The sequence below is a fragment of the Micromonospora noduli genome (assembly GCF_003264475.1).
In the GTDB taxonomy this organism is placed as follows: Bacteria; Actinomycetota; Actinomycetes; order Mycobacteriales; family Micromonosporaceae; genus Micromonospora; species Micromonospora noduli.
Map to the genome: position 1 here is coordinate 1,073,938 of NZ_PYAC01000001.1, position 19,710 is coordinate 1,093,647.

General features: G+C 70.1%; 11 protein-coding genes and 6 tRNA genes. 3 read left to right on the forward strand and 14 right to left on the reverse strand.

Features of this window, described 5'->3' with window-relative positions; genetic code table 11:
* Nucleotides 1-3 precede the first annotated feature (3 nt).
* The 11 genes from MED15_RS04635 to MED15_RS04675 all read right to left on the reverse strand — a co-directional run bounded on the left by MED15_RS04635 (nt 4) and on the right by MED15_RS04675 (nt 13,050).
* The gene (locus MED15_RS04635) at nt 4-9,390 is read right to left on the reverse strand and encodes a Tc toxin subunit A-related protein (protein ID WP_167457579.1); all 9,387 of its coding nucleotides are present in this window, start codon (nt 9,388-9,390) and stop codon (nt 4-6) included.
* A gap of 284 nt (nt 9,391-9,674) precedes the next feature.
* Nucleotides 9,675-9,747: transfer RNA gene (locus MED15_RS04640), tRNA-Arg, on the reverse strand.
* Nucleotide 9,748: 1 nt separating this feature from the next.
* Nucleotides 9,749-9,825, reverse strand: a tRNA-Ile gene (locus MED15_RS04645).
* Between the two features lies 1 nt (nt 9,826).
* A tRNA-Ser gene (locus MED15_RS04650) sits at nt 9,827-9,915 on the reverse strand.
* A gap of 1 nt (nt 9,916) precedes the next feature.
* Nucleotides 9,917-9,992: transfer RNA gene (locus tag MED15_RS04655), tRNA-Asp, on the reverse strand.
* Between the two features lies 1 nt (nt 9,993).
* Nucleotides 9,994-10,069: transfer RNA gene (locus tag MED15_RS33370), tRNA-Pro, on the reverse strand.
* Nucleotides 10,070-10,179: 110 nt separating this feature from the next.
* Nucleotides 10,180-10,252, reverse strand: a tRNA-Trp gene (locus MED15_RS04660).
* 74 nt (nt 10,253-10,326) lie between these two features.
* Complete coding sequence (locus tag MED15_RS34505) at nt 10,327-10,458, reverse strand: hypothetical protein (RefSeq protein ID WP_258397739.1); 132 nt, start codon at nt 10,456-10,458, stop codon at nt 10,327-10,329.
* 135 nt (nt 10,459-10,593) lie between these two features.
* Nucleotides 10,594-10,821, reverse strand: a complete 228-nt coding sequence (locus tag MED15_RS04665; protein ID WP_112731324.1) for a ferredoxin — start codon at nt 10,819-10,821, stop codon at nt 10,594-10,596.
* Entirely contained in the window at nt 10,818-12,047 is a 1,230-nt protein-coding gene (locus tag MED15_RS04670) for a cytochrome P450 (RefSeq protein WP_112583193.1), read from the reverse strand. The genes MED15_RS04665 and MED15_RS04670 overlap by 4 nt, the downstream gene beginning before the upstream one ends.
* 229 nt (nt 12,048-12,276) lie before the next feature.
* Nucleotides 12,277-13,050 (reverse strand): hypothetical protein, encoded by a 774-nt coding sequence (locus MED15_RS04675; protein ID WP_112734842.1) that lies wholly within the window; start codon nt 13,048-13,050, stop codon nt 12,277-12,279.
* 297 nt (nt 13,051-13,347) lie between these two features.
* Here MED15_RS04675 and MED15_RS04680 point away from each other — a divergent pair, with 297 nt between their 5' ends.
* Entirely contained in the window at nt 13,348-15,624 is a 2,277-nt protein-coding gene (locus tag MED15_RS04680; RefSeq protein WP_225855098.1) for a glycoside hydrolase family 44 protein, read from the forward strand.
* A 127-nt stretch (nt 15,625-15,751) separates the two neighbouring features.
* Here the strand turns inward: MED15_RS04680 and MED15_RS04685 are convergent, their stop codons facing one another.
* The 3 genes from MED15_RS04685 to MED15_RS04695 all read right to left on the reverse strand — a co-directional run bounded on the left by MED15_RS04685 (nt 15,752) and on the right by MED15_RS04695 (nt 17,935).
* Nucleotides 15,752-16,102 carry a DUF1801 domain-containing protein gene (locus MED15_RS04685; RefSeq protein ID WP_208646496.1) on the reverse strand — a complete coding sequence of 117 codons (351 nt, stop codon included), beginning with the start codon at nt 16,100-16,102 and terminating at the stop codon, nt 15,752-15,754.
* A gap of 153 nt (nt 16,103-16,255) precedes the next feature.
* Nucleotides 16,256-16,861, reverse strand: a complete 606-nt coding sequence (locus MED15_RS04690) for a hypothetical protein (protein WP_112734843.1) — start codon at nt 16,859-16,861, stop codon at nt 16,256-16,258.
* A gap of 123 nt (nt 16,862-16,984) precedes the next feature.
* Nucleotides 16,985-17,935 carry an N-acetylglucosamine kinase gene (locus MED15_RS04695; RefSeq protein ID WP_112734844.1) on the reverse strand — a complete coding sequence of 317 codons (951 nt, stop codon included), beginning with the start codon at nt 17,933-17,935 and terminating at the stop codon, nt 16,985-16,987.
* A 96-nt stretch (nt 17,936-18,031) separates the two neighbouring features.
* On the opposite strand from MED15_RS04695, the gene MED15_RS04700 reads away from it, so the two are divergent.
* Together MED15_RS04700 and MED15_RS04705 are read left to right on the forward strand one after the other, a co-directional pair.
* On the forward strand, nt 18,032-18,949 hold the full coding sequence (locus MED15_RS04700) for a MurR/RpiR family transcriptional regulator (RefSeq protein WP_112583189.1): 918 nt from the start codon (nt 18,032-18,034) through the stop codon (nt 18,947-18,949).
* Complete coding sequence (locus tag MED15_RS04705) at nt 18,946-19,695, forward strand: sugar isomerase domain-containing protein (protein ID WP_112583188.1); 750 nt, start codon at nt 18,946-18,948, stop codon at nt 19,693-19,695. Before MED15_RS04700 ends, MED15_RS04705 begins: the two co-directional genes overlap by 4 nt.
* Nucleotides 19,696-19,710: the final 15 nt, after the last annotated feature.

Consider the following 19,710-nt stretch of genomic DNA (forward strand, 5'->3'; position numbering starts at 1 on the left):
CCCTCAGCCGTCGAGCCGGTAGTGCAGCAGGACGACCAGGTCGGTCAGGCCGTCCGGGTCGGCCGCCAGCGTGACCGGGGTGCCGAGAACCAGCGGATCGGACTGACCAACGCACTGCCGCAGGTCGGCGTCCCGGTTCAACGTCACCGGGTCACCGGCCACCGTGAGGTCGTACGTCCCGGGATCACCGTCCACCCGGGCGTACCAGGTCACCTGGTCCACCACCGGCTGGTGGTCGCGGGCGAGGTACGGCAGGTGCTCCGACCCGATGGTCAGCTCGGTGCTCTGCTGCTGGGTGAGCTGCCACCACTCGTCCGGGAAGTGGTGGCGCAGGCTGTAGGCCTGGTACAGCCCCGTCCGGCCGGCGTCGACCAGCATCTCGTTGAGCACTTCCCGCAGGGAGTCCTCGACCAGGCCGCGCAGCGTCGAGCCGCCGTCGCGGGCCGTGTACCGCAGGTGCAGGATGATGTCGCTGATGCTGTCGTAGTCGAACTGGCGGACTGCCGTCGGCAGTTCCAGCCGCCAGGTGCCGATCGCGCCCTTGCCCTCGAACGGCAGGTAGCGGTCGTCGGCGAAGTTCAGCTCGAACATGCCGCTGTCGCTGAGGCCGCTGCTGGTCGCGATGGACTCGATCCCGCCCACGTTGTAAGCGAACCGCTCATCGCCGGGCACCTCGGTGTACTTGTCCTTGGCGCTGGTGGCGCCCTGCCGGGCCGCGGTGGCGGTCCGGTACCGGTTGCCGATCAGGGAGAGCTTCGCGGTGACCGGGGTGTACGGGCCGGCCACGCACGGGATGGACAGGCTGACAGTGCGGAGCCGGCGGAAGTAGTGCCCGGGGTGGTCCAGGTCGAACAGCGCCTCCGGCACGTTGACCACGCAACTGCCGGTGGCCCGCAGCTCGATCAACGCCGCCGGGTCGAGCTGTGCCAGCGAGACGTGCCGGGTCAGCTCGCGCTCGCGGCTGTGCTGATCGAGGTAGGCCACCTCCATCCGCTTCAGGTCGTGGCGCAGCGCGTCCGCCACTGTCAGCCCCTTGCGCAGGCTGTCCCAGTAGCCGGGTTGCAGGAACGTGGCATCGCTGCCCAGCTCGTGGGCGAAGCACCGCTCGGCCTTCTTCGCCACGTCGAAGGCGAGCTGGTACGCCCCGAAGTAGACGGAGCTGGCCCGGCTCACCATCCACTGGTACAGCTCGGTGTTCGTGTACTTGCCGCGCAGGTACTCCTCGGTGGCCCGGGCGTTGTCGGCTTCCCGGTCGTGCGCCGCCAGCTCGTCGGTGAGCATGGCCACGTGCAGCCGCCCGGTGAGGAGCTGCTGGTCGAGTTGGGTCAGTTCGAGACCGGCCAGCGCCGCCTGGTGCTCCCAGTCGTCCATCCGGCGGCGGTAGCCGCCCTGGTTGGCTGCCATCCCGGCGGCTTTGTCCAGGGCCCGGGCGATCGCCTCCAGGGTCATCACCGCCGAGTCGGCGGCGGCACCGACCTTGTCGCCGCCGAGGGTGAGGGTCACAGTGGGTGAGCCACCGAAGCCGGCGCCGCCGGCGGTGAAGTTGGGAATCAGCTTCAGCCCGCCGGACAGGATGTAGCCCACCATGATCGCGGTCTCTCCGAGCAGCGACACCCCGGACAACGCGGTGGCGGTGATCTCCCAGGCGTTCATGTACGGCCGGCCGGCGTAGTAGCGTTGCCGCTCCTCCACCACCTTGCGGCTCAGTTCCAGCGCCGCGACGTTGCCCTCGGCCTCCGCGATGGTGGCGAGCTTGACCGCCCGTACCGCGTCGAGCAGAGCGATCTCCTGGCCGGCGCGCAGCCGGGCGAGTTGCTCGGCGTCCCGCTTCTCCATGGCCGCGAGCAGCCCGCCGCCCAGCTCACCGACGTACCCGACGAGTTCGGTGGCCTTCTGGGCCAGCACCCGGAACCGGTAGTTCGGCAGCGGCGCGCCGAGCCCGGCCAGGAACGACGAGACGGACATGCCGGCGGCGGCGGCCCGGACCAGCGCCCCCGGGTCGATCGGCGGCGAGAACAGGGCGAGCATGCTCTCCACCCCGTCGATGTTCTGGCAGTTGCGGATCTTGAACAGCCGGTCGGCGATCAGGTCCCACAGCCGGAGCATCTCCTCGTTGGGCGGGACGCAGAAGTACAGCGCCGAGTAGCTCAGCGGGCTGGGCAGTTCCGCCCCGCCGTGCGGCAGCAGGTCCAGGTCGGGGATCAGGTTCTCCAGGTCCAGCAGCGCGTTGCCGAACAGGTCCACCTTCGCCTGGAGCTGGTTGACGGTGGCCGGAGCCGGACTGACCAGCGGCGGCACCACGCTCGGCTTCGGCCCGAGCAGTTTGTCGGCCAGGATGTAGAGCTGGGTGGCCTGGGTGACGGACTCCCGGGTGAACTGCCGGAACAACTGGTCACCCCAGTCGACCAGGTTCTTGATGTAGCTGACCACCACGGCGAGCTGGTAGGCGACCGGCCGGCTGCGGGCCACCACGTGCGGGTTGAACGGCTTCGCCCGCCACTGCTCCACAGCGAACTTCAGGTCGGTGATGCTGGCCCCCGACGGGTCGGCGGCGATCGCCGTGAGGATGTCGCCGATCCGCTGGTTGAGCAGCTCGGGCACTCCGGTCTGGAAGAACGGCTTGGTGACCCAGTACTTCTGCGGGGCGGAGGCACCGTCGGCGGTGCCGACCGGGTTGAAGATGTGGTGGAACCAGTTGCGCGCCTCGGCGAACCGCTGGTCCCGGTTGAGCCGCAGCGCGATGTCGAACGGGAGGTGGTAGAACAGCTCCCAGTTGTAGCCCGCGTACGCGCCGTCGGCGGCGAAGTCCAGGTCCTCCACCGGGTACGGCGACACGACCACCGGCGCCGGCTGGTAGGTGGCGGCGAAGTCGAACCCGGTGTTGGTGAGCTGGGTGGTCCGACTCAGCAACGCCGGCACGCCCGACCGGTAGACGGTGGCCCGTAGGAAACACAGCAGCGGGTGGTAGAAGTTCGCGAACCTCACCCCGTACGACAGGGTGCCGTAGACCTCGAACTCGGCGACCAACCGGTGGTACTCGGCGTCCTCGGTCATCGCCTGCACGGCGGCCGCGAGGTCGTGCGCCGGGTCCTCGGCGTATCGGCGCAGGTACTCGGTGAGCAGCGCCAGCACGTCGTTGGCGAACTGGTCCACGTCGCTGTACGTCTTCTCGATCCGGTCCGCCGGGTCCTCAGCGCGCCGGTCGTAGAAGCCCGGGATGATCACGTAACCACGGTCGTAGTCGCCGTAGAAGTACGGCATCAGGGTGCCCAGTGGCAGCACCGGCCGGCGGTCGTGGGTGCCTCGGACGCTCTGCGCCAGCCCCAGCAGCATGATGATCCAGTCGAGCAACGACATCTGCATGGGGTACGTCACCCGGAACCGGCCGGGCGTCTGCGCCACCAGGGTCTGGAACGCGCCCATCAGCGGGGTGCTGATCGCCAGGTCGTTCTGTTCCCGGAAGACCAGTTCGGTGAACCGTTCGGCCAGCAGCTCGGTGTCCTTGAACACCGGCGACAGCAGCAGGTTGCCGGAACCGCCGCCCGGCACCGGCTCCGGATAGCCCCGGCAGCCGGTCAACGCGAACGAGCCGACGAACTCGGTGCCGGTGAGCACGCTGATCGCCTGGCCGGCCGCTCCGGCCGCGTACGCGAAGCAGGTGAACTCGTCCGCCGCGGGGAGGTCCTCCCGGTAGCCGCTGGCGGGGTAGTACAGCGCGTCCTTGGAGATCTTCTTCGGCTGCCAGCGGTCCTGCGTCCGCTCGCCGATGGCCAGCTGGATCCGCCACCGCCGGCGCGGCCGCTCCGTCTCCGTGCCGCCCGGCGGGATGCCGTCCGGGTCCGGAATCTGGGAGGTCTGCGCCGTGTCTGTCTCCTCGGTGAAGACCGGCCAGGCCAGTGTGAGCCGGCTGTTGCGGTCGAAGGCGAGCAGGTGGTCGCCCGCGATGTCCAGCGGCACCCGCCGCCACGGCGTCCAGTACCGCTCCCGCTCGAACTGTCTGTGGTAGTACACCGTCGGGTCGCCGCCCCGGGTGCGGGCGAACACGTGCATGAGATGCCTGTCGTGCTGGTAGTAGCAGGCCATCACGTCCAGGTGCGCCAGGTCGTCCAGCTTCTCCAGGTACGCGATGGTGGCGTTCTCCACCGCCAGGTCGGTCAGCTCGTCCTGCTGCAACTGGTCGTCCAGCTCGGTGAACAGCTCCGACTTGTCGTCGCGCAACTCCGGCAGGATCCAGTTCTCCGGATACAGGAAGATCTTCCGGTTGGCCTCCCACACCCGGTAGTTGGCCATCCAGTTCCACTGGTCCCAACCCGGATCCTCGGTGACCGCCGCGACGCTGTCCGGTTCCAGGCCGAGCAGGCAGCGCTGCACGAACAACTGGACGGTGGCGTGCGCCTGCACGATGCGCGACGTCGCCATGCAGGCGCCCATCTCGACATCGATGAGGAAGTGGTCGTACAGGTCGTTGGTGTCGCGCAGCCCCGGGTTCTCGGCCAACAGGTACGCGACCAGCGCGTCCCGCTTGGCCACCCGCAGCCGGTCCTGCACCCCTTGGAGCACCCCGAACCACTCGGCCTCGGCGTACCGCGCCTTCAGTGCCTGGCGCATGGTGGCCGCCCCCGCCGCCGTGGTGACCGGCTGGCCCAGCGGCACCGCCGTGGTGACCGGTAGGCCCAGCCGGCGCAGCAGGCTGAGCGCGTCGGCCAGCCGCTGGATCGTCGCCGGCGACCGGTACGCGGTGAGGTCCACCGCCGACAGTTCGAGGTGGGTGTCCAGGTCGGCCAGCACTGTGGCGTCCCAGCCACCGAGCTGCGCCAGGTGGGTGTGGACCTGCGTGGCGGTGGTGCCGGCCGCCAGCACCAGGTCGAACAGCCCGTACACCGTCCACGGCGCGGCCGCGTCCAGCGGGTTCGCCACGGGCGGGTAGGTGCGGGCCAGCTCGACCCCGGCGGCCAACCGGATCCAGTCGGCCAACGAAGCCGGCGGTCGGCCGGTCTGGTACGGAACCCGGTCCGGGGCGAGCCAGCCGAGCGACCCGGCGTTCGCCAGCAGCCAGCCGAGGTCCGCGTCGGGCACCGTCAGGTGGTCGACGAGCCGGCTCAGCACGTGCAGCAGGCGCAGTGCCCGGTACTGCTCGTCGAACCCGGCCGGGGTGACCGCCGGCGGCACCGGCGGCTCGTTTCCCAGGTCCACCAACGCGTCGTCGGTGAGCACCGCGAGCAGCGGCCGGGTCAGCTCCGCGCCGGCCAGCACGGTGGCGGCGGCGTCCGCCGAGAACCCGAAGGTGTCGGCCACCGTCGCCACCGCCAGCTCCTGCTTGGTACGGGTGTACGCGTAGCTGGACAGGGCAGTGGTGATGGCCAGCAGCAGCGTGGTCTGCTGGGCCTCGGTGGGGTTGGCCACGATCGCCGCTGTTATCGGTGTGGTGTCCACCAGGGCGGCGAGCTTCGCGTCGACGAACTGCGCCGGGGTGGTCACCGCGTCGGTCCAGCCACCGTCCACGATCGAGGCGAAGCCGGCCAGGTCCGCCTCGGTCATCCCGGGCACTGTGGCCAGCAGGGCACGCATGCCCGGCAGGTTCTCCTCCGGGGGCGCTGCCGGGTCGACAGCGGGTCGGGTCGCCGCGTACCCGCTCTGGTAGCCGGCCTGCAACCCGGTGAGCACCGCGGTCAGCGTCTCGTCCGGCAGGTCCCGCGCGGCCAGGTCGTCGGCAACGTGTCGGAGCAGGTAGCGCAGGTCCGCCGGGGGGATGCCGGTGCCGGCCCGGGCGGCGTCGAGCAGGTCGACGAAGGCCAGCGCGGTGGCCGGTGCGGTGAGCGGATCCGACCCGATCAGATCCTTCATGATCAGGTACTCGGTGACGGTGAGTCCGAGCGCCCGGGCCAGTAGCGTCCCGGCGTACACCGTGTGCAGGCCGACGTTGCTGACGATCGCCGGGGCCGGAAGGTCGGCCACCAACAGGGCGGTGTCCGCCGTCGTGGCCCCCAGGCAGGTCGCCAGGTACGCCTCGTGCGCCGACAGCTGGGCACCCGAGCCGGGTGTGGTCAGCTCCGCCTGCTCGTTGGCGAGAACGTTGGCCGGCTCGAACGCTTCGAGGACCGGGCCGTTCGCCGAGTTGCGGAACACCTCGGCGTACCGCGCCTCGTCCAGCGGGGCGAACAGGTCGACCACCTCGGGCAACGGCAGGTTGAGCCGCGCCGTCAGCCGGTGCAGTGCCGCCACAGTGACCAGGAGGTCGTCGTCCAGGGCGCCGCCGCCCAGCGCGTCGGCTCGGATCGCCCGGTCCAGCAACGGCGGCGTCCAACCGGTGCAGGCCGGCGCGCGCAGCAGACGCAGGAACCGGTGGATCCGGTCCAGGCGCGCGTCGGTGAGCTGCTGGATCCGCTTTGCGCTGAGGTCGGACCCGGTGTCCAGGTGCTTGACGAACGTGGCGTTCCCGGGATTGACCCAGGCCAGCGCCAGCAGCTCGGTCAACTCCCGATAGTCCAGTCGCGCCCGGGCGAGGAAGTTGTCCACCCGGGCGATGCCGCCCAGAGCGCCGAGCGGCGCGGTGTTCCAGATGTCGTCCTGAGCGGCCGGGTCGGCTGTGACCACCAACTGCCGCTGCGCGTCGCTGATCCCCAGTTCCTCGGCCGCGATGGCCTCGCCGTTCGGGCCCGCCGACCGGCGCAGCGCCCGCATCACGTCGGCCCGCGCGATGTCGAACTGGGCGAAGTAGCTGCGGGTCTCCTCGTGCGCCAGGTCGAACGGCAGGGCGAACGCGTACCGGCTGCCCGCCAGCAGGGTGTAGGCGGCGGCATTCACGTACTGCGGCGCGGCCGCCAACTCGAGCGCGGTGCCGGTGGTCTGGCGCAGTCGGCGCACGAACCACCCGCCGGCCCCGTCCGGGGTCGCCTTGGCCACCACGCCGACGTCCCGTACCACGCGGGCCCCAGCCAGGTCCGGCTCGTACACCAGGGAACGGTCGGTGAACGGCCATCCCTGGCCCTGCAACAGGCTCAGCAGCCCGGCCGACGGCGCCTCCACCGGATCGACTCCGCCGCTCAGCGGGCCGCCGAACGCCAGGCCCGCGTCCGGCGCCACCGCCTCCTCCAGCAGCTCGCACACCAGGTCCAGGTAGGGCAGCGGAAGGTCAGTGTTCTCGCAGCTCAGATCCAGGTCACCGAGGTCCGGCCGGCGACCGTACAGGACGTCCCGGGCGACCTTGGTGGCCGGACCCGGTGTGTCGGCGTCGGTGACCAGCCGGTTGCCGAGGAACTGAAGGACGTCCACCAGGTACGCTGCGGCGCTGTGCACGCTGCGGCACGGCTCGCAGTAGCTGGAGTCGGCAAGCTGGAACAGGCTGCTCAGGTTGGGAAAGTCGACGCTGACGGGGGTGAGGTCCGGGGCCGCCGAGCCGCCCAGGGCCCGGACCGGCAGCGCCCGTGCCGCACTCTGGAGCTCGCCGGCCAGCAGCCCGCTCGCCACGTGCACGTCCACGGCCCGGCGATACACCGACCGGGCCTGCTCGTCGGTGAACCGGCCGGTGTTCACGGCGGTGGCCACGAACCGCGTCTCGCCGAGGGCGTGGATCCGTGCCGCCGACGGTACTTCGGCAGCCAGCAACGCCGTCGTCTGCCGATAGGTCGGCGCCAGCTTGAAGATCCGCTGCGCGGCCTTGAGCGCCGGTCGGCCGGTCCGCAGCCGCTCCGGGTGGTCCCGCAGCAGCCGCTCCACGTTGCCGGTCGCGAGGTCGAAGTCCGGATTCGCGGTGAGCAGTTCGAGCACCGCGTCCCGGTGCCCGCCGAAGGCGCGCTCGGCGGCGCTGGCCCGCTCGTCGTTGCCGCGCTGTTCGTCGGTTCCAGCCCGTCGACCGGGGCCGGGCCGATCGCCGCTCCCGTCGGCTCGTTCGCCTCCGGTGTCGGCTTCGGCTGCGGCGTCGGCGTCGGCGCCCGCGTCGCGTTCGAGCTGCGCCGTGAAGGCCGTGGTGGGATAGCGCCTCTCCAGCTTGCGGGCCAGCGCGCCGGCGTGCAGGTCGATCAGCTCCGGCCGGACCGGCTGACCGGCGACCCGGACATCCGTGGTGCTGTCCCGCAACACCCGCCGCCAGTCCGCCGGCGCCAGCCGGGCCAACCGGCGGACGTCGGCCGCCCCCTCGATCCCCTCGCGGTCGCGGACCCGGTCGACAATCGTCTCGTCGTAGCCCAGCACGTCGGCCAGCACGCTCGCCGCGCCGGCCGCCTCGGCGGCTGACCGGTCGGGAAACGCCGCCGCGTCAGCCAGCCGAGCGATCAGCCCGGGCAGGTCACCGGCGGCGTCGGCGGCGAGGAGACTCTGGACCCGCTCGTGCGCGCCGTCGGCGAGGAACCGCTCCACCCGCCCGTACAACACCTTCGGTCGTTCCTGCGCGACGTACTCCTGGGCCTCCGGCCGTACCCGGGCCAGCATGTCGAGGATCCGGTCCAGCTCGCCGAGCAGGTCCTCGGGGACGAACCGGTGGCGCACGGCGTCGGCGACGGCGTTCCGGACGGCGTGCTCGTCGAGCAGGGCGATGTCGTAGTACAGCGGCCGCAGCTCGGTGTTCAGGTCGACGTCGAACCGGGCGAGTGCGGCGCCGGTGCGGCTCGTGGTCAACAGTGTCCGCTCGGCGAACAGCGCGTAACCGAACACCGCCGGCAGCTTGTAGGACGCGGCCAGTGTCTGCGCCACACCGAAGTGCGCCAACGCCGTCGCGGGCAGTCCGGTCTCGGCGGCCAGGAACGTCACGTCCTCGGCCTCGTCGTCCTGCCGCAGCTCGTACAGCGGGACCTGGCCGAGCAGCGGGACAATCGTGGCGAGGATCCGCTCGTACTCACTGCGTTCCCGGTCCCCGCCGCCGGACAGATCCACTGTGAGCACGGCCAGCTCGGGGGCGTTGAACAGCACCGCGCTCAGCGGCGGGTCGGACAGGAGTCGATCACCAGCGGAGACCCGGACGAACAGGTCAGCGGACTGCTTCTCGGAGCGGGTGAACCGGTCCCGCGAATAGTCGACGCGATACAGCCCGTCGTCCCCGGTGGTCGCCTCGCCGAGCTGTTCGGCGTGCCGCAGGTCGCGGTCGAACGCGCCGACCGTCAGAGCATTCGCCGGCTGCCCGTCGACCCAACGCACCCGACCCACCACAACGAACCCAGACGGCGGCTCGGCCAGCACCATCTGCACCGCGTCCCGGGTCGCCCCGTCCACAGTGCCGGTCACCGGCAGCTTGTGCGCCCGTTGGAACTCGGCCACCCCGCGCCGGGTGGTCGGCCCGTACCGGGCGTCGACCAGTTCGTCGGTGGCGATGTCGGCGGGCATCCGCAGCAGCGCGGTGTGCAGCCGCCGGACGTCGTCGCTGGGGCGGTGCCGGCGCGAGCCCATCGGGGTGGTCATGAGCATCTCCGATCGTCCGACAGCCGGCGACGGCGGCTGTCTGACGCCGGCGCGACCGGGAGCTACCTGGCATCCTGCGGATCAGAGGAGCCCACCTGCATCGCACTGTCCAAGATCCGCCTTCCCGTCTGACTGATCGGCAGCGGGCACTGCCGGTACGGCCGGTGGCGGGGCCGGGTCTTTCCGGGACAGCACCCGCACCCCGAGCGATAGCACTCGAGCACACGACCAGGCAGAAGCGCCCGCGGAGGAAATCGCTACCGACTGCGCTACATCCCGATCTGTGCCCCCGGCGCGATTCGAACGCGCGACCCCCAGATCCGTAATCTGGTGCTCTATCCGCTGAGCCACGGGGGCATGGTGTCGTCGGAGGGAGTTGAACCCACGATCTCTGCGTTATCAGCGCAGTGCCTTAACCAGCTTGGCCACGACGACATGGCGGAGAGAGAGGGATTCGAACCCTCGCGGTGTTACCCGCTCCGCGTTAGCACCGCGGTGCCATCGGCCGGACTAGGCGACCTCTCCATGGCGCTGACGGCGGGACTCGAACCCGCGACCGCCTCGCTGACAACGAGGTGCTCAAGCCGCTGAGCTACGCCAGCATGGTCCGGGACCGGGGTGTCGAACCCCGTGTCTCTCGCTCCCAAAGCGAGCGGGTCAGCCGTCTCCCTCGTCCCGGATGTGTCTGCCTCGGCTCGGCCCATACAGGCGCCGGCCGGGGTGTTGCTCGTGTATCCATTGTGGAGTTTAAAATCTGCGACGCCGCCGGCCGCGGCCGGGACGAAAAAGCAGGGGCGGCAGGACTCGAACCTGCAATCTTCGGTTTTGGAGGCCGCTGCTCTACCAGTTGAGCTACGCCTCGCTCAAGTTGGTCCAGTAACGAGAAAGCCGCCCTGCCCCTGTTCGGGGTGGGCGGCTTCGCAGCTTGCGCTGGCGCTATTCGCGCCGCCACCCCGGCTTCCAGTTCTGCTCGCTCGCGCACAGATCGTGGGCTCGCCCCATCGAGGGCAGCACGACACCGCCGCGCGGTATGAACCGCATGGTTTCGGCGTAGGCGTACTGCAACACGTGGAACTCCTTGGGTTGGTCGGGACTGCCTTGCTCATTCAAGGTAGGCGCTGTGCCAATCGGATGACAATGGATATTCCGAGCTGACGCAGGCTCGTCTCCTTCGCCCGCTCGATGTTGCGCTGCCAATTTCGGTCACTCCTGCGGCGCGATCAGCCGGTCGTCGGTGACGTCGTGGACCGTGATCGCCTCCACCGGGCACGAGTCGGCGGCGTCGAGGATGACGTCGGCCGGGGCGACGACGTCGGCCAGCGGCGCGGACAGGCCGTCGACCAGGCGGAAGTGCTCGGGCGCGGTGCCGGCGCAGATGCTCGTGCCGATGCACCGGCTCGAGTCCACCCCGATCCGCCAGGCGGTGCTCACCAGGCCACCGGCATGCCGAGCAGGCCCCGCACCAACATGCCGCGCTTCCACTCCAGCTCGGCTTCCGGTACGGCGAGCCGCAGTCCGGGCAGGCGAGTCACGAGGGTGGCGACGGCGACCTGCAACTCCATGCGGGCCAACTGCGCGCCGACGCAGTGGTGCACACCGTGCCCGAAGCCCAGGTGCGGGTTCTGCTCACGCTCGAAATCCAGCCGGTCCGGGTCGGCGAAGACGGTAGCGTCCCGGTTCGCCGATGACAGTGAGCCGAGAACCGGCTCACCTGCCCGGACCAGCACCCCGCCGACCTCGACGTCCTCCTTGGCGTACCGAGCGAAGGAGGAGCCGACGCCGAGCGGCACATACCGCAGCAGTTCCTCGACCGCGGCCGGCACCAGCGACGGGTCGGCGCGTAGCCGAGCGAGTTGGTCCGGATTGTGCAGCAGGACGTAGACGAAGTTGGGGATCTGGGTCACCGTCGTCTCGTGGCCGGCCGCGAGCAGACCTCCGGCCAGCTCCACCAGCTCGGTCTCGCTGAGCCGATCCTGATTCTCGTCGCGGGCCCGCACCAACGCGCCGAGCAGGTCGTCGATCTCCGGCTCGCGGCGGCGCTCGGCGACCAGACCACCGATGTAGCCCCAGAGGTTGTTCAGGTACTCCTGGATCGTTTCCATGGGCAGCGAGGTGGTCGAGACGATCGCCTCGGACCAGATGTGGAAGCGGTCGCGGTCGGCGTACGGGACCCCGAGCAGCTCGCAGATCACCTGGATCGGCAGCGGCGTGGCGACGTGCTCCACCAGGTCGGCCGGAGGACCGAGCCGGACCATGTCGTCGACCAGTGCGTTGGCGATCTCCTGGGTTCGGGGTCGCAGCGCCTCTACCCGACGTGCCGTGAACGCCTTCGCCACCAGGCGGCGCAGGCGAGTGTGATCGGGCGGGTCCAGGGTCAGCATGCCGCTGTACTGCTGGCGCGGGGTGAGCCGGGGCTCGTCGCGCTGGACGGCCGGGGCGCGGCCGAACCGCACGTCGCCGAGGACCGTGCGGACGTCCTCGTACCGGGTGGCGAGCCACGCCTCCTCGCCGTAGGGAAGCTTCACCCGGGTCATCGGCTCGTTCTCGCGCAGCTCGCCGTAGGTCGGGTCGACGACGAGGCGGTCGGGCACACTGAACGGGTACGACCGGGCCGGCGGAACGGTTCGGCTATCGGTGGTCTGCGCGCTCTCCGTCATCCGGGTTCCCTTCGTCGAGACGGCGTGATCCTCGGGCCGGCACCAGGTTCGTGCGGCGCCGGACTGCCAACGTCCAGGACGTGCGGACAGCGCACATCGACGCTCAGTAGTCTGTCGATGTCGGATCGTAGCGGCAGATATCGATGATCGCCATGGAGGTCGGTCCGCCGCCGGGGTGCGGCAGCAAAGCCACACCCCGGCGGGGACGTTCATCGGGACTGGTCCCGGATCAGCAGCCGAGCCGTTTGCTCGAAAGGGCGATGTCGTCGATCCAGAGGTCGAACTCGCCCGGCGTCGTGCCGCCCTGGTAGAGCTGCCAGCCAATCTTCACCGTGTCGACGGTCGGCAGGACGAAGGGAACGTCGTTGCCACCGTGGTCGCTCGTGGAGGCTGTCAGCTCCGGGTTCGCCACGCCATCGATCCACACCGCGACGCGGTTGTCCGCCGCGTCGAACTTCCACTCGAAGCACTGCCAGGTGTCCTCGACGACCGGGGCGGACTCCCGCCAGTTGGTCCAGTCGCCGGTCGGACCCCCGTCGGCGCCGACTCCCCAGAAGGTTCCGGGGACCGTGGGCGCGTACTGCCCGCCGACCGGGCGGACGACCTCAGCGCTGCCGGTGCCGGTCGCTTCCACCAGCGTGAAGTGCGCCCAGTCCGGGGCCGTGGGGAAGGCATCGACGCGCAGACGCATCCGGGCGTAGAAGCGGTTGCCCGGGGCGGCGAAGTCGTCGACGCGCAGGAAGGCGCGTCCGTTGTCAACGGTCTGGATGTGCAACACCTGGTTGCCACGACGGGCACGTTCGACGGTGAGCGTGCCGTGGCGGGTGTCGACGCCCCAGTTCAACGTGCTGGGCCCCCCGAGAGGCAGTCGCTCGAAGTCCTCACAGAAGAGCAGGCCACGGGGGCACGAGGGCGGGGAGGCCCCCGCTGCGCCGGCCGGAACGCTGCCGACTGCGGTGCCGAGGATCAAGGCGGCGCTGAACACCGCCAGAAAACTGCGCATTGTCATCCTCCAAGACGGCTGGTCCCCGACCACAGGGGCCGGGCCAGCAGGAACTGTCCAGCCGTGCGACGCTGGGTGCTCCCGCCTGCCCCGTTGCGGCGCGGTTGCCTCCGCGCTGCGGCGATCCGAGCTATTCCGGCACGCCGCATCAGCTACAGCCACATTGATGGACGCCATCATATGTGAAGGGCTTGGCTTCGGTCGGCCGGCAGTGGACCGCCCCGCGGCGTTGACTCCGAGCCAGGAAAGCGTAACGCTGTGGAAGCGCTCCCATCGTCGAGCTCCTATGCGAAAGGAATGCTCGTGCGTCCCACCACCGCTCTACTCCCGGTCGTGCTCGCCACGGCCCTCGGCGGTCTGGCCCTGCCGGAGCCCGCCCTGGCCGCCGCCGGCCCGGCGCTGGCCGTGAACACCACCGCCGCTCGGCACCAGATCAGCCCGTACGTCTACGGCATGAACTTCGCCGACGAGGCCCTCGCCCGCGACCTGCGGCTGCCGGTGCACCGCTACGGCGGCAACGCCACCACCCGCTACAACTTCCGAGCCGACACCACCAACCGCGCGTCGGACTGGTACTTCGAGAACATCCCCAACGACAACCCGAGCCCGGCCGACCTCCCGAAGGGCTCCGAGAGCGACCGGTTCGTGCAGCAGAACAAGGCCACCGGAGCCGCCACTGTCATGACAATGCCGATGCTCGGCTGGATCGCCAAGGACCGGTCGCGGGCGTGTGGCTTCAGCGTCGCCAAGTACGGCCCGCAGCAGTCCACCGACACGTGGGCACCGGACTGCGGCAACGGCATCAAGCCGGACGGCTCACCGGTCACCGGCAACGATCCGGAGGACACCAGCGTCGCCGTCGGTCCGGAGTACGCCACCGACTTCGTCAACCACCTCAAGGGGCAGTTCGGCGCCGCCGCCGACGGCGGAGTCCAGTTCTACAACCTGGACAACGAGCCGGATCTGTGGCACTCCACCCACCGTGACGTCCGTCCGACCGGGCTGGGCTACGACGAGCTACGCGACCGCACCTACGAGTACGCCGCCGCGATCAAGGCTGCCGACCCCGGCGCGAAGACGCTCGGTCCCGTCGGCTGGGGCCTGAACTCGATCCTCTATTCGGGCCTCGACCAGGACACCTGCTCGCGCACCGGCTGCTGGTCGAACCCGCCGGACAAGGCCGCGCACGGCGGCCAGGACCTCGGCCCGTGGTACCTGGACCGGATGCGTGAGTACGAGCAGCAGCACGGCACACGCATCCTGGACTACTTCGACGTCCACCTCTACCCGCAGCAGTCCGGCGTACTGGGCGAAGCGGCCGGCGACGCCGACACCCAGGCGCTGCGACTGCGCTCGACCCGCCAACTCTGGGACCCGACCTACGTGGACGAGAGCTGGATCAACAGTCCGGTCCGGTACATCCCGCGCCTACGCGAGCTGGTCGACCAGCACTACCCGGGCACGAAGATCGCAATGACCGAGTACAACTGGGGCGCCCACGGGTCGCTCAACGGCGCGCTCGCCCAGGCCGACGTCCTCGGCATCTTCGGCCGCGAAGGGCTCGACCTGGCCACCCTCTGGACCGCACCCGCGGCCGACCAGCCGGTGGCCAACGCCTTCCGCGTCTACCGCAACTACGACGGCAAGGGCGGCTCGTTCGGCGAAACCTCCGTCCAGGCGACAAGCGCCGACCAGGGCAAACTGGCCGTGTACGCCGCCGAGCGGAGCGCGGACAAGGCGCTCACAGTGGTCGTCATCAACAAGACCGGCGAGGACCTGACCAGCCCGGTCGCCCTCACCGGCGCCTCCGCCAGCACCGCTCAGGTCTACCGCTACAGCGGGGCGGACCTCGCCGGCGTCGTCCGGGAGGCCGACCAGCCGGTGACCGCCGGCGGCCTCACGGCCACCTTCCCGGCCAACTCGATCACCCACCTGGTGCTGCCGCGCGACACCACGCCCGGCGACACCCAGGCGCCGACCGCCCCGGGCAGGCCGACCGCCGGCACGATCACCGGCGACAGCGTCGCGCTGGCCTGGACGCCGTCCACCGACGACACCGCCGTCACCGGCTACGACGTGCACCGGGTCGACACCACCGGCACCGTGAAGGTGGGCAACGCCACCGGCACCACGTACACCGTGACCGGGCTGACGCCGGACACCCCGTACACCTTCGTGGTGACCGCCCGCGACGCGGCGGGCAACGTCTCGGCGGCCTCCCCCGGCCTGACCGTACGGACCACGCCCACCGCGCCGACCGGCGGTTGCACGGTCAGCTACACGGCGAACAGTTGGCCGGGTGGCTTCACAGCGACCGTGACGGTCAAGAACACCGGCACCACCGCGATCGACGGCTGGAAGCTCGCCTTCGACTTCCCCACCACCGGCCAGAAGGTCGGCCAGGGCTGGTCGGCCACCTGGAAACAGAACGGAACGAGCGTCACCGCGGACAGCATGAGTTGGAACGGCAAACTCGCCCCCGGCGCGTCCACCAGCACCGGCTTCAACGGCACGTGGAGCGGCACCAATCCGGCGCCCACCGCCTTCAACCTCAACGGTCAACGCTGCGGGTGAGCTGAGAGATCCCTACTCCACACCGGCGGAGTAGGCCGGAGGGGTCCGGGGCGCAGCGGCACCCCGGGCCCCTGGCTCTCGACCGCCCGTCCCGGCCACAGCCGTGGCCGCGTTGGGCGGGCTGCGCCTACAAGGCCGCCGTGGTCTTGCTCAGGAAACTGGCGAGTTGGCCATAGTCGACGTCTTGCCCTTCCGTGATGTCGACAGTTTTGCGTTCACCGTTGCCCATCGACCGCAGGAATCCCTTGACCTCGGGGATGTCCGTCGCGTTGAAGACCATGAACGAAACCTTGGACTTTGCTACCGCGATGACGGCGGCGTAATGGCCGTTCTTTAAGTAGTGCGGCTTGCCGTACTGAAGCCGCTCCTCGACACCCGGAACAGTTTCGTCGATCATCGCACGTAGTTTTTCGCATACGTCGATCTGCCACGGTTGCGTCTTGTTGATGTACTCGGTGACGTCGTCGTTCACTGTCATCCCCTTCATGGTGCTCAGTAATATCGCGCATGTGCTGGACGAGAGTGCGGTGCTGCCGCGCTCTCACCCTCCACCGCTTGGGGCCCCAGGCTCCTGACCCCACCCGGCGAACTCCTCCCCGGCCGGAGCGTAGGCCAGCACGACCACTCCGAATCAACGCCTGCATGAGACCCTCACGATCAGTACGGCGGCGACCGCGGCCGCCGCCCAGACGCTCAACCGCACCGGCCAGGCCATCGCGCTCTCCGGCGGCGGGGGCAGCAGCACCATCTGCAGCGCCGCACCGGCGGGAACAAGTAGGACGGCGAGCGTTCCGACCGGACCAGACCGCTGGATCAACGCCCCGACAGCCCCGAGCAGAGGGCCGAGACACACGCTCACGGACAGCCAGTACTGCGTCGTCCCGCCCCACCAGATGTCGCCGTCGAAAATCACGTCCACGCCGTAGTACGCGCTGGTGGCGAAGATCAGCGTGCAGCCGCCCGCCAAAGCGCCGCGCAGCATCCCCGCCGCCAGTCGTACGCTCCGACTCACCAGCCAGCCCGCCAGCACGGCCATCGCCGCCCAGGCCCATCCGGCGTCGAGGATGAAACTGGCGAACTCCGCGGCCTGTGACCAGCCGCCGCGCTCAGCACGCGCGGTGCCGACCTCGCCCAGCAGCACCGGCACATGATTGACGATCGAGTCGACGGCGCCCAGCGCCACCCCGGCTGCCGGACCGACCACCACCCACCACGGCCCAGCACGCCACGAGATCATCGCAATCATTGTGCCGCAACCAACCCTCCTCGTCGGCCCGACTCCACGCCAAGATCAGGTGGTCGTGCCGATGCCGATCAAGCGCAGTCCCGCGCCGCACGGTCGCTGGCAACTCTCGGCAGGTCAGTGTCTGGCCAGGGACGCTTCACGATCGGGTCGAAGCATGCGGTGGTGCAGGCGCGGCGCCTCCTCCTGGTCGGTGATCTGACGTAGTGCGAGCCAGGCGGCCCCGATCGCCGGGTCCCCGGCGGTCCCGGCCGGGCCGGCAAGGGTGGCCAGGACCGCCGTTCGTACGGGCGTGGTGTTGGTCAGGAGGCTGCCGGCGAGCACGACAGGGCCGTCCGGTGGGCCCAACTCGTCGAGAGTGGCGACCAGTCGAGCAGCGGCCTCGGTGGTCAACCGCTCGGCGAGGGCATCGCCGGCCGTCGCGCCGGCGCAGACCAGGGGTGCCAGCGCGGCGAATGCCGCGGGTCGCTGGCGGCCGGCCCACTGCACGAGCTCGTCGCAGGTTGTCACGCCGGCCCGCGCCGCGATCGTGGCCGCCAGCCCGGCGTCCACTGTGGGACCTGACCAGGCCCGGGCGATCGAACGTACCGCCTGCAGGCCCAGCCACATGCCCGAGCCTTCATCCCCCAGCAGCCAACCGAGGCCGTCGACGGTGCGGCTGACGCGCCAGTCGTCGATCCGGGCGGCGACCGCGCCGGTGCCAGCGATGAGCACGGCTCCCGAGGGCGCCGACGTGCCTGCCGCGAAGGCCGTCACCGCGTCGCCGACCAGGGTGACGGGGCAGGTCAGCCCGCATTGGGCCCACTCGACGGTGAAGGCGGCTGTGATCTCCGGATCCGCCATGACGCCCGCGCCGGCGATGCCTGCGACGCCGCTGCAGACGGATGCTGGGTCGTGCTCCCCCAGGGCCTCACGCACCGCCGCGCCGATCGAGCGAGCGGCTGCCGTCCCCGCGGCCGTCGGATTGCCCGGACCCGCCGCGCCGCGCCCCACCACGGTGCCGTCCCGGGTGGCCACTACCGCCCGGGACGCCGTGCCTCCGGCGTCAACACCCAGTACCAGAACCATGCCCGAAATCGAAGCATAGAAATTTTCTATTGACTAGGCATCGATGTGGTCGTAATTTTCATGCTCATAGTTAATCGATGAAAAGGATGATCAGCAGTGACGGGTGAGAGTGGTGGGCTGCTGGTGCGGCTCCGGATGGAGGGGCCGACCATGCCGGAGGCCCTGGCGAAGATCGCCGAGGCCATCCTCGACGATCCGGAGACGGCGGCGCACGCCAGCATCGTCGACCTGGCCGAACGATCCGGGACCTCCACCGCGACGGTCACCCGCTTCAGCCGGGCACTCGGCTTCAAGGGGTACGCCAACCTGCGCGTGGCCGTCGCGACCGAGACCGGGCGCGCCGAGCAGGCACGCTGGGAGACCGACATCTCCGGGGACATCGCGCCGGAGGACCCGATCGGCGGTGTCCTCGACGTGATCACCGCCGCGGACACCCGGGCCATCCAGGCAACCGCGTCCGGCCTGGACACCACCGCGGTCGAACGAGTGGCGGCCGCGATCGCCACCGCCGGCCGAGTGGAGATCTTCGGGCTCGGCAGCAGCGGCACCGCCGGCAGCGAGATGGCGTTCCGGCTCGAACGCATCCGCGTCCCGGTGCGGTACCGCGCCGACACGCACACCGCCCTCACCAACGCCGCACTGCTCGGGCCGGGCGACGTCGCGATCAGCCTGTCGCACTCCGGTCGGACCCGAGAGGCGATCGAGATGCTGGCCGAGGCCGCCGATCATGGAGCGCTGACCGTGGCGGTCACCTCGTACGCCCGTTCACCACTGGCCGAGGTCGCCGACGTCGTCTTCACCACCTCGGTGCACGAGACCACGTTCCGGCTCGCAGCGCTCTCCGCGCTGCACTCGCAGCTGCTGATCCTCGACCTCATCTACGTCGCCGTCGCACAGCGCACCTACGAGCGCACCACCGAAGCTCTCGAACTCACAGTGCGGGCCGTCGACGCACACCGGATGCCGGACACCAATGCGAACCGCAAGCGAGCACGGAAGGAAAGGCCGCTGTGACGATCACAAGCGCGGACTATGTCGAGGTCATCACCAAGGCCATCGAACGTGTCGGGACCACCCAGGGCGACCGGGTGGCGCGGGCCGCCGATCTACTGACCGCGACACTGCAGGCCGGCGGGGTGATCCAGGCGTTCGGCTGTGGACACTCCGAGGCACTCGCCATGGAGATCGCCGGTCGGGCCGGCGGCCTGGTGCCCACCAACAAGATCGCCCTACGCGACATCGTCCTGTACGGCGGCGAGCCGACGAGCGTGCTCGGTGACCCGCAACTCGAGCGCACGCCCGATGTCGCCCACCGCCTCTACGCGCTCGCCCCGATCAAGCCCGACGACGCGTTCGTCATCGCCTCGAACTCCGGCGTCAACGGCGCGGTGGTGGAGATGGCACACCTGGTGAAACAGCGGGGACACCCGCTGATCGCAATCACCTCGGTCGAGCACTCCGCCCGGGTCGAGTCGCGGCACGACAGCGGGCTCAAGCTCGCCGACCTCGCCGACGTCGTGCTCGACAACGGCGCACCGTACGGCGACGCGTCCCTCGACTACGGCGATGGCGCGGTCGGGGCCGTCTCGTCGATCACCGCGGCACTGCTGGCCCAGCAGATCGTCACCGAGGTGGTGGCACGGCTGTTGGCACTCAACGTCACCCCGCCGGTCTATCTGTCCGACAACGTGCCGGGCGGGCGGGAGCACAACAAACTCATCGAAGCGCGGTACGCCGGGCGCATCCGGCGTACCGCATAGGGAAAAGGCCCAGCT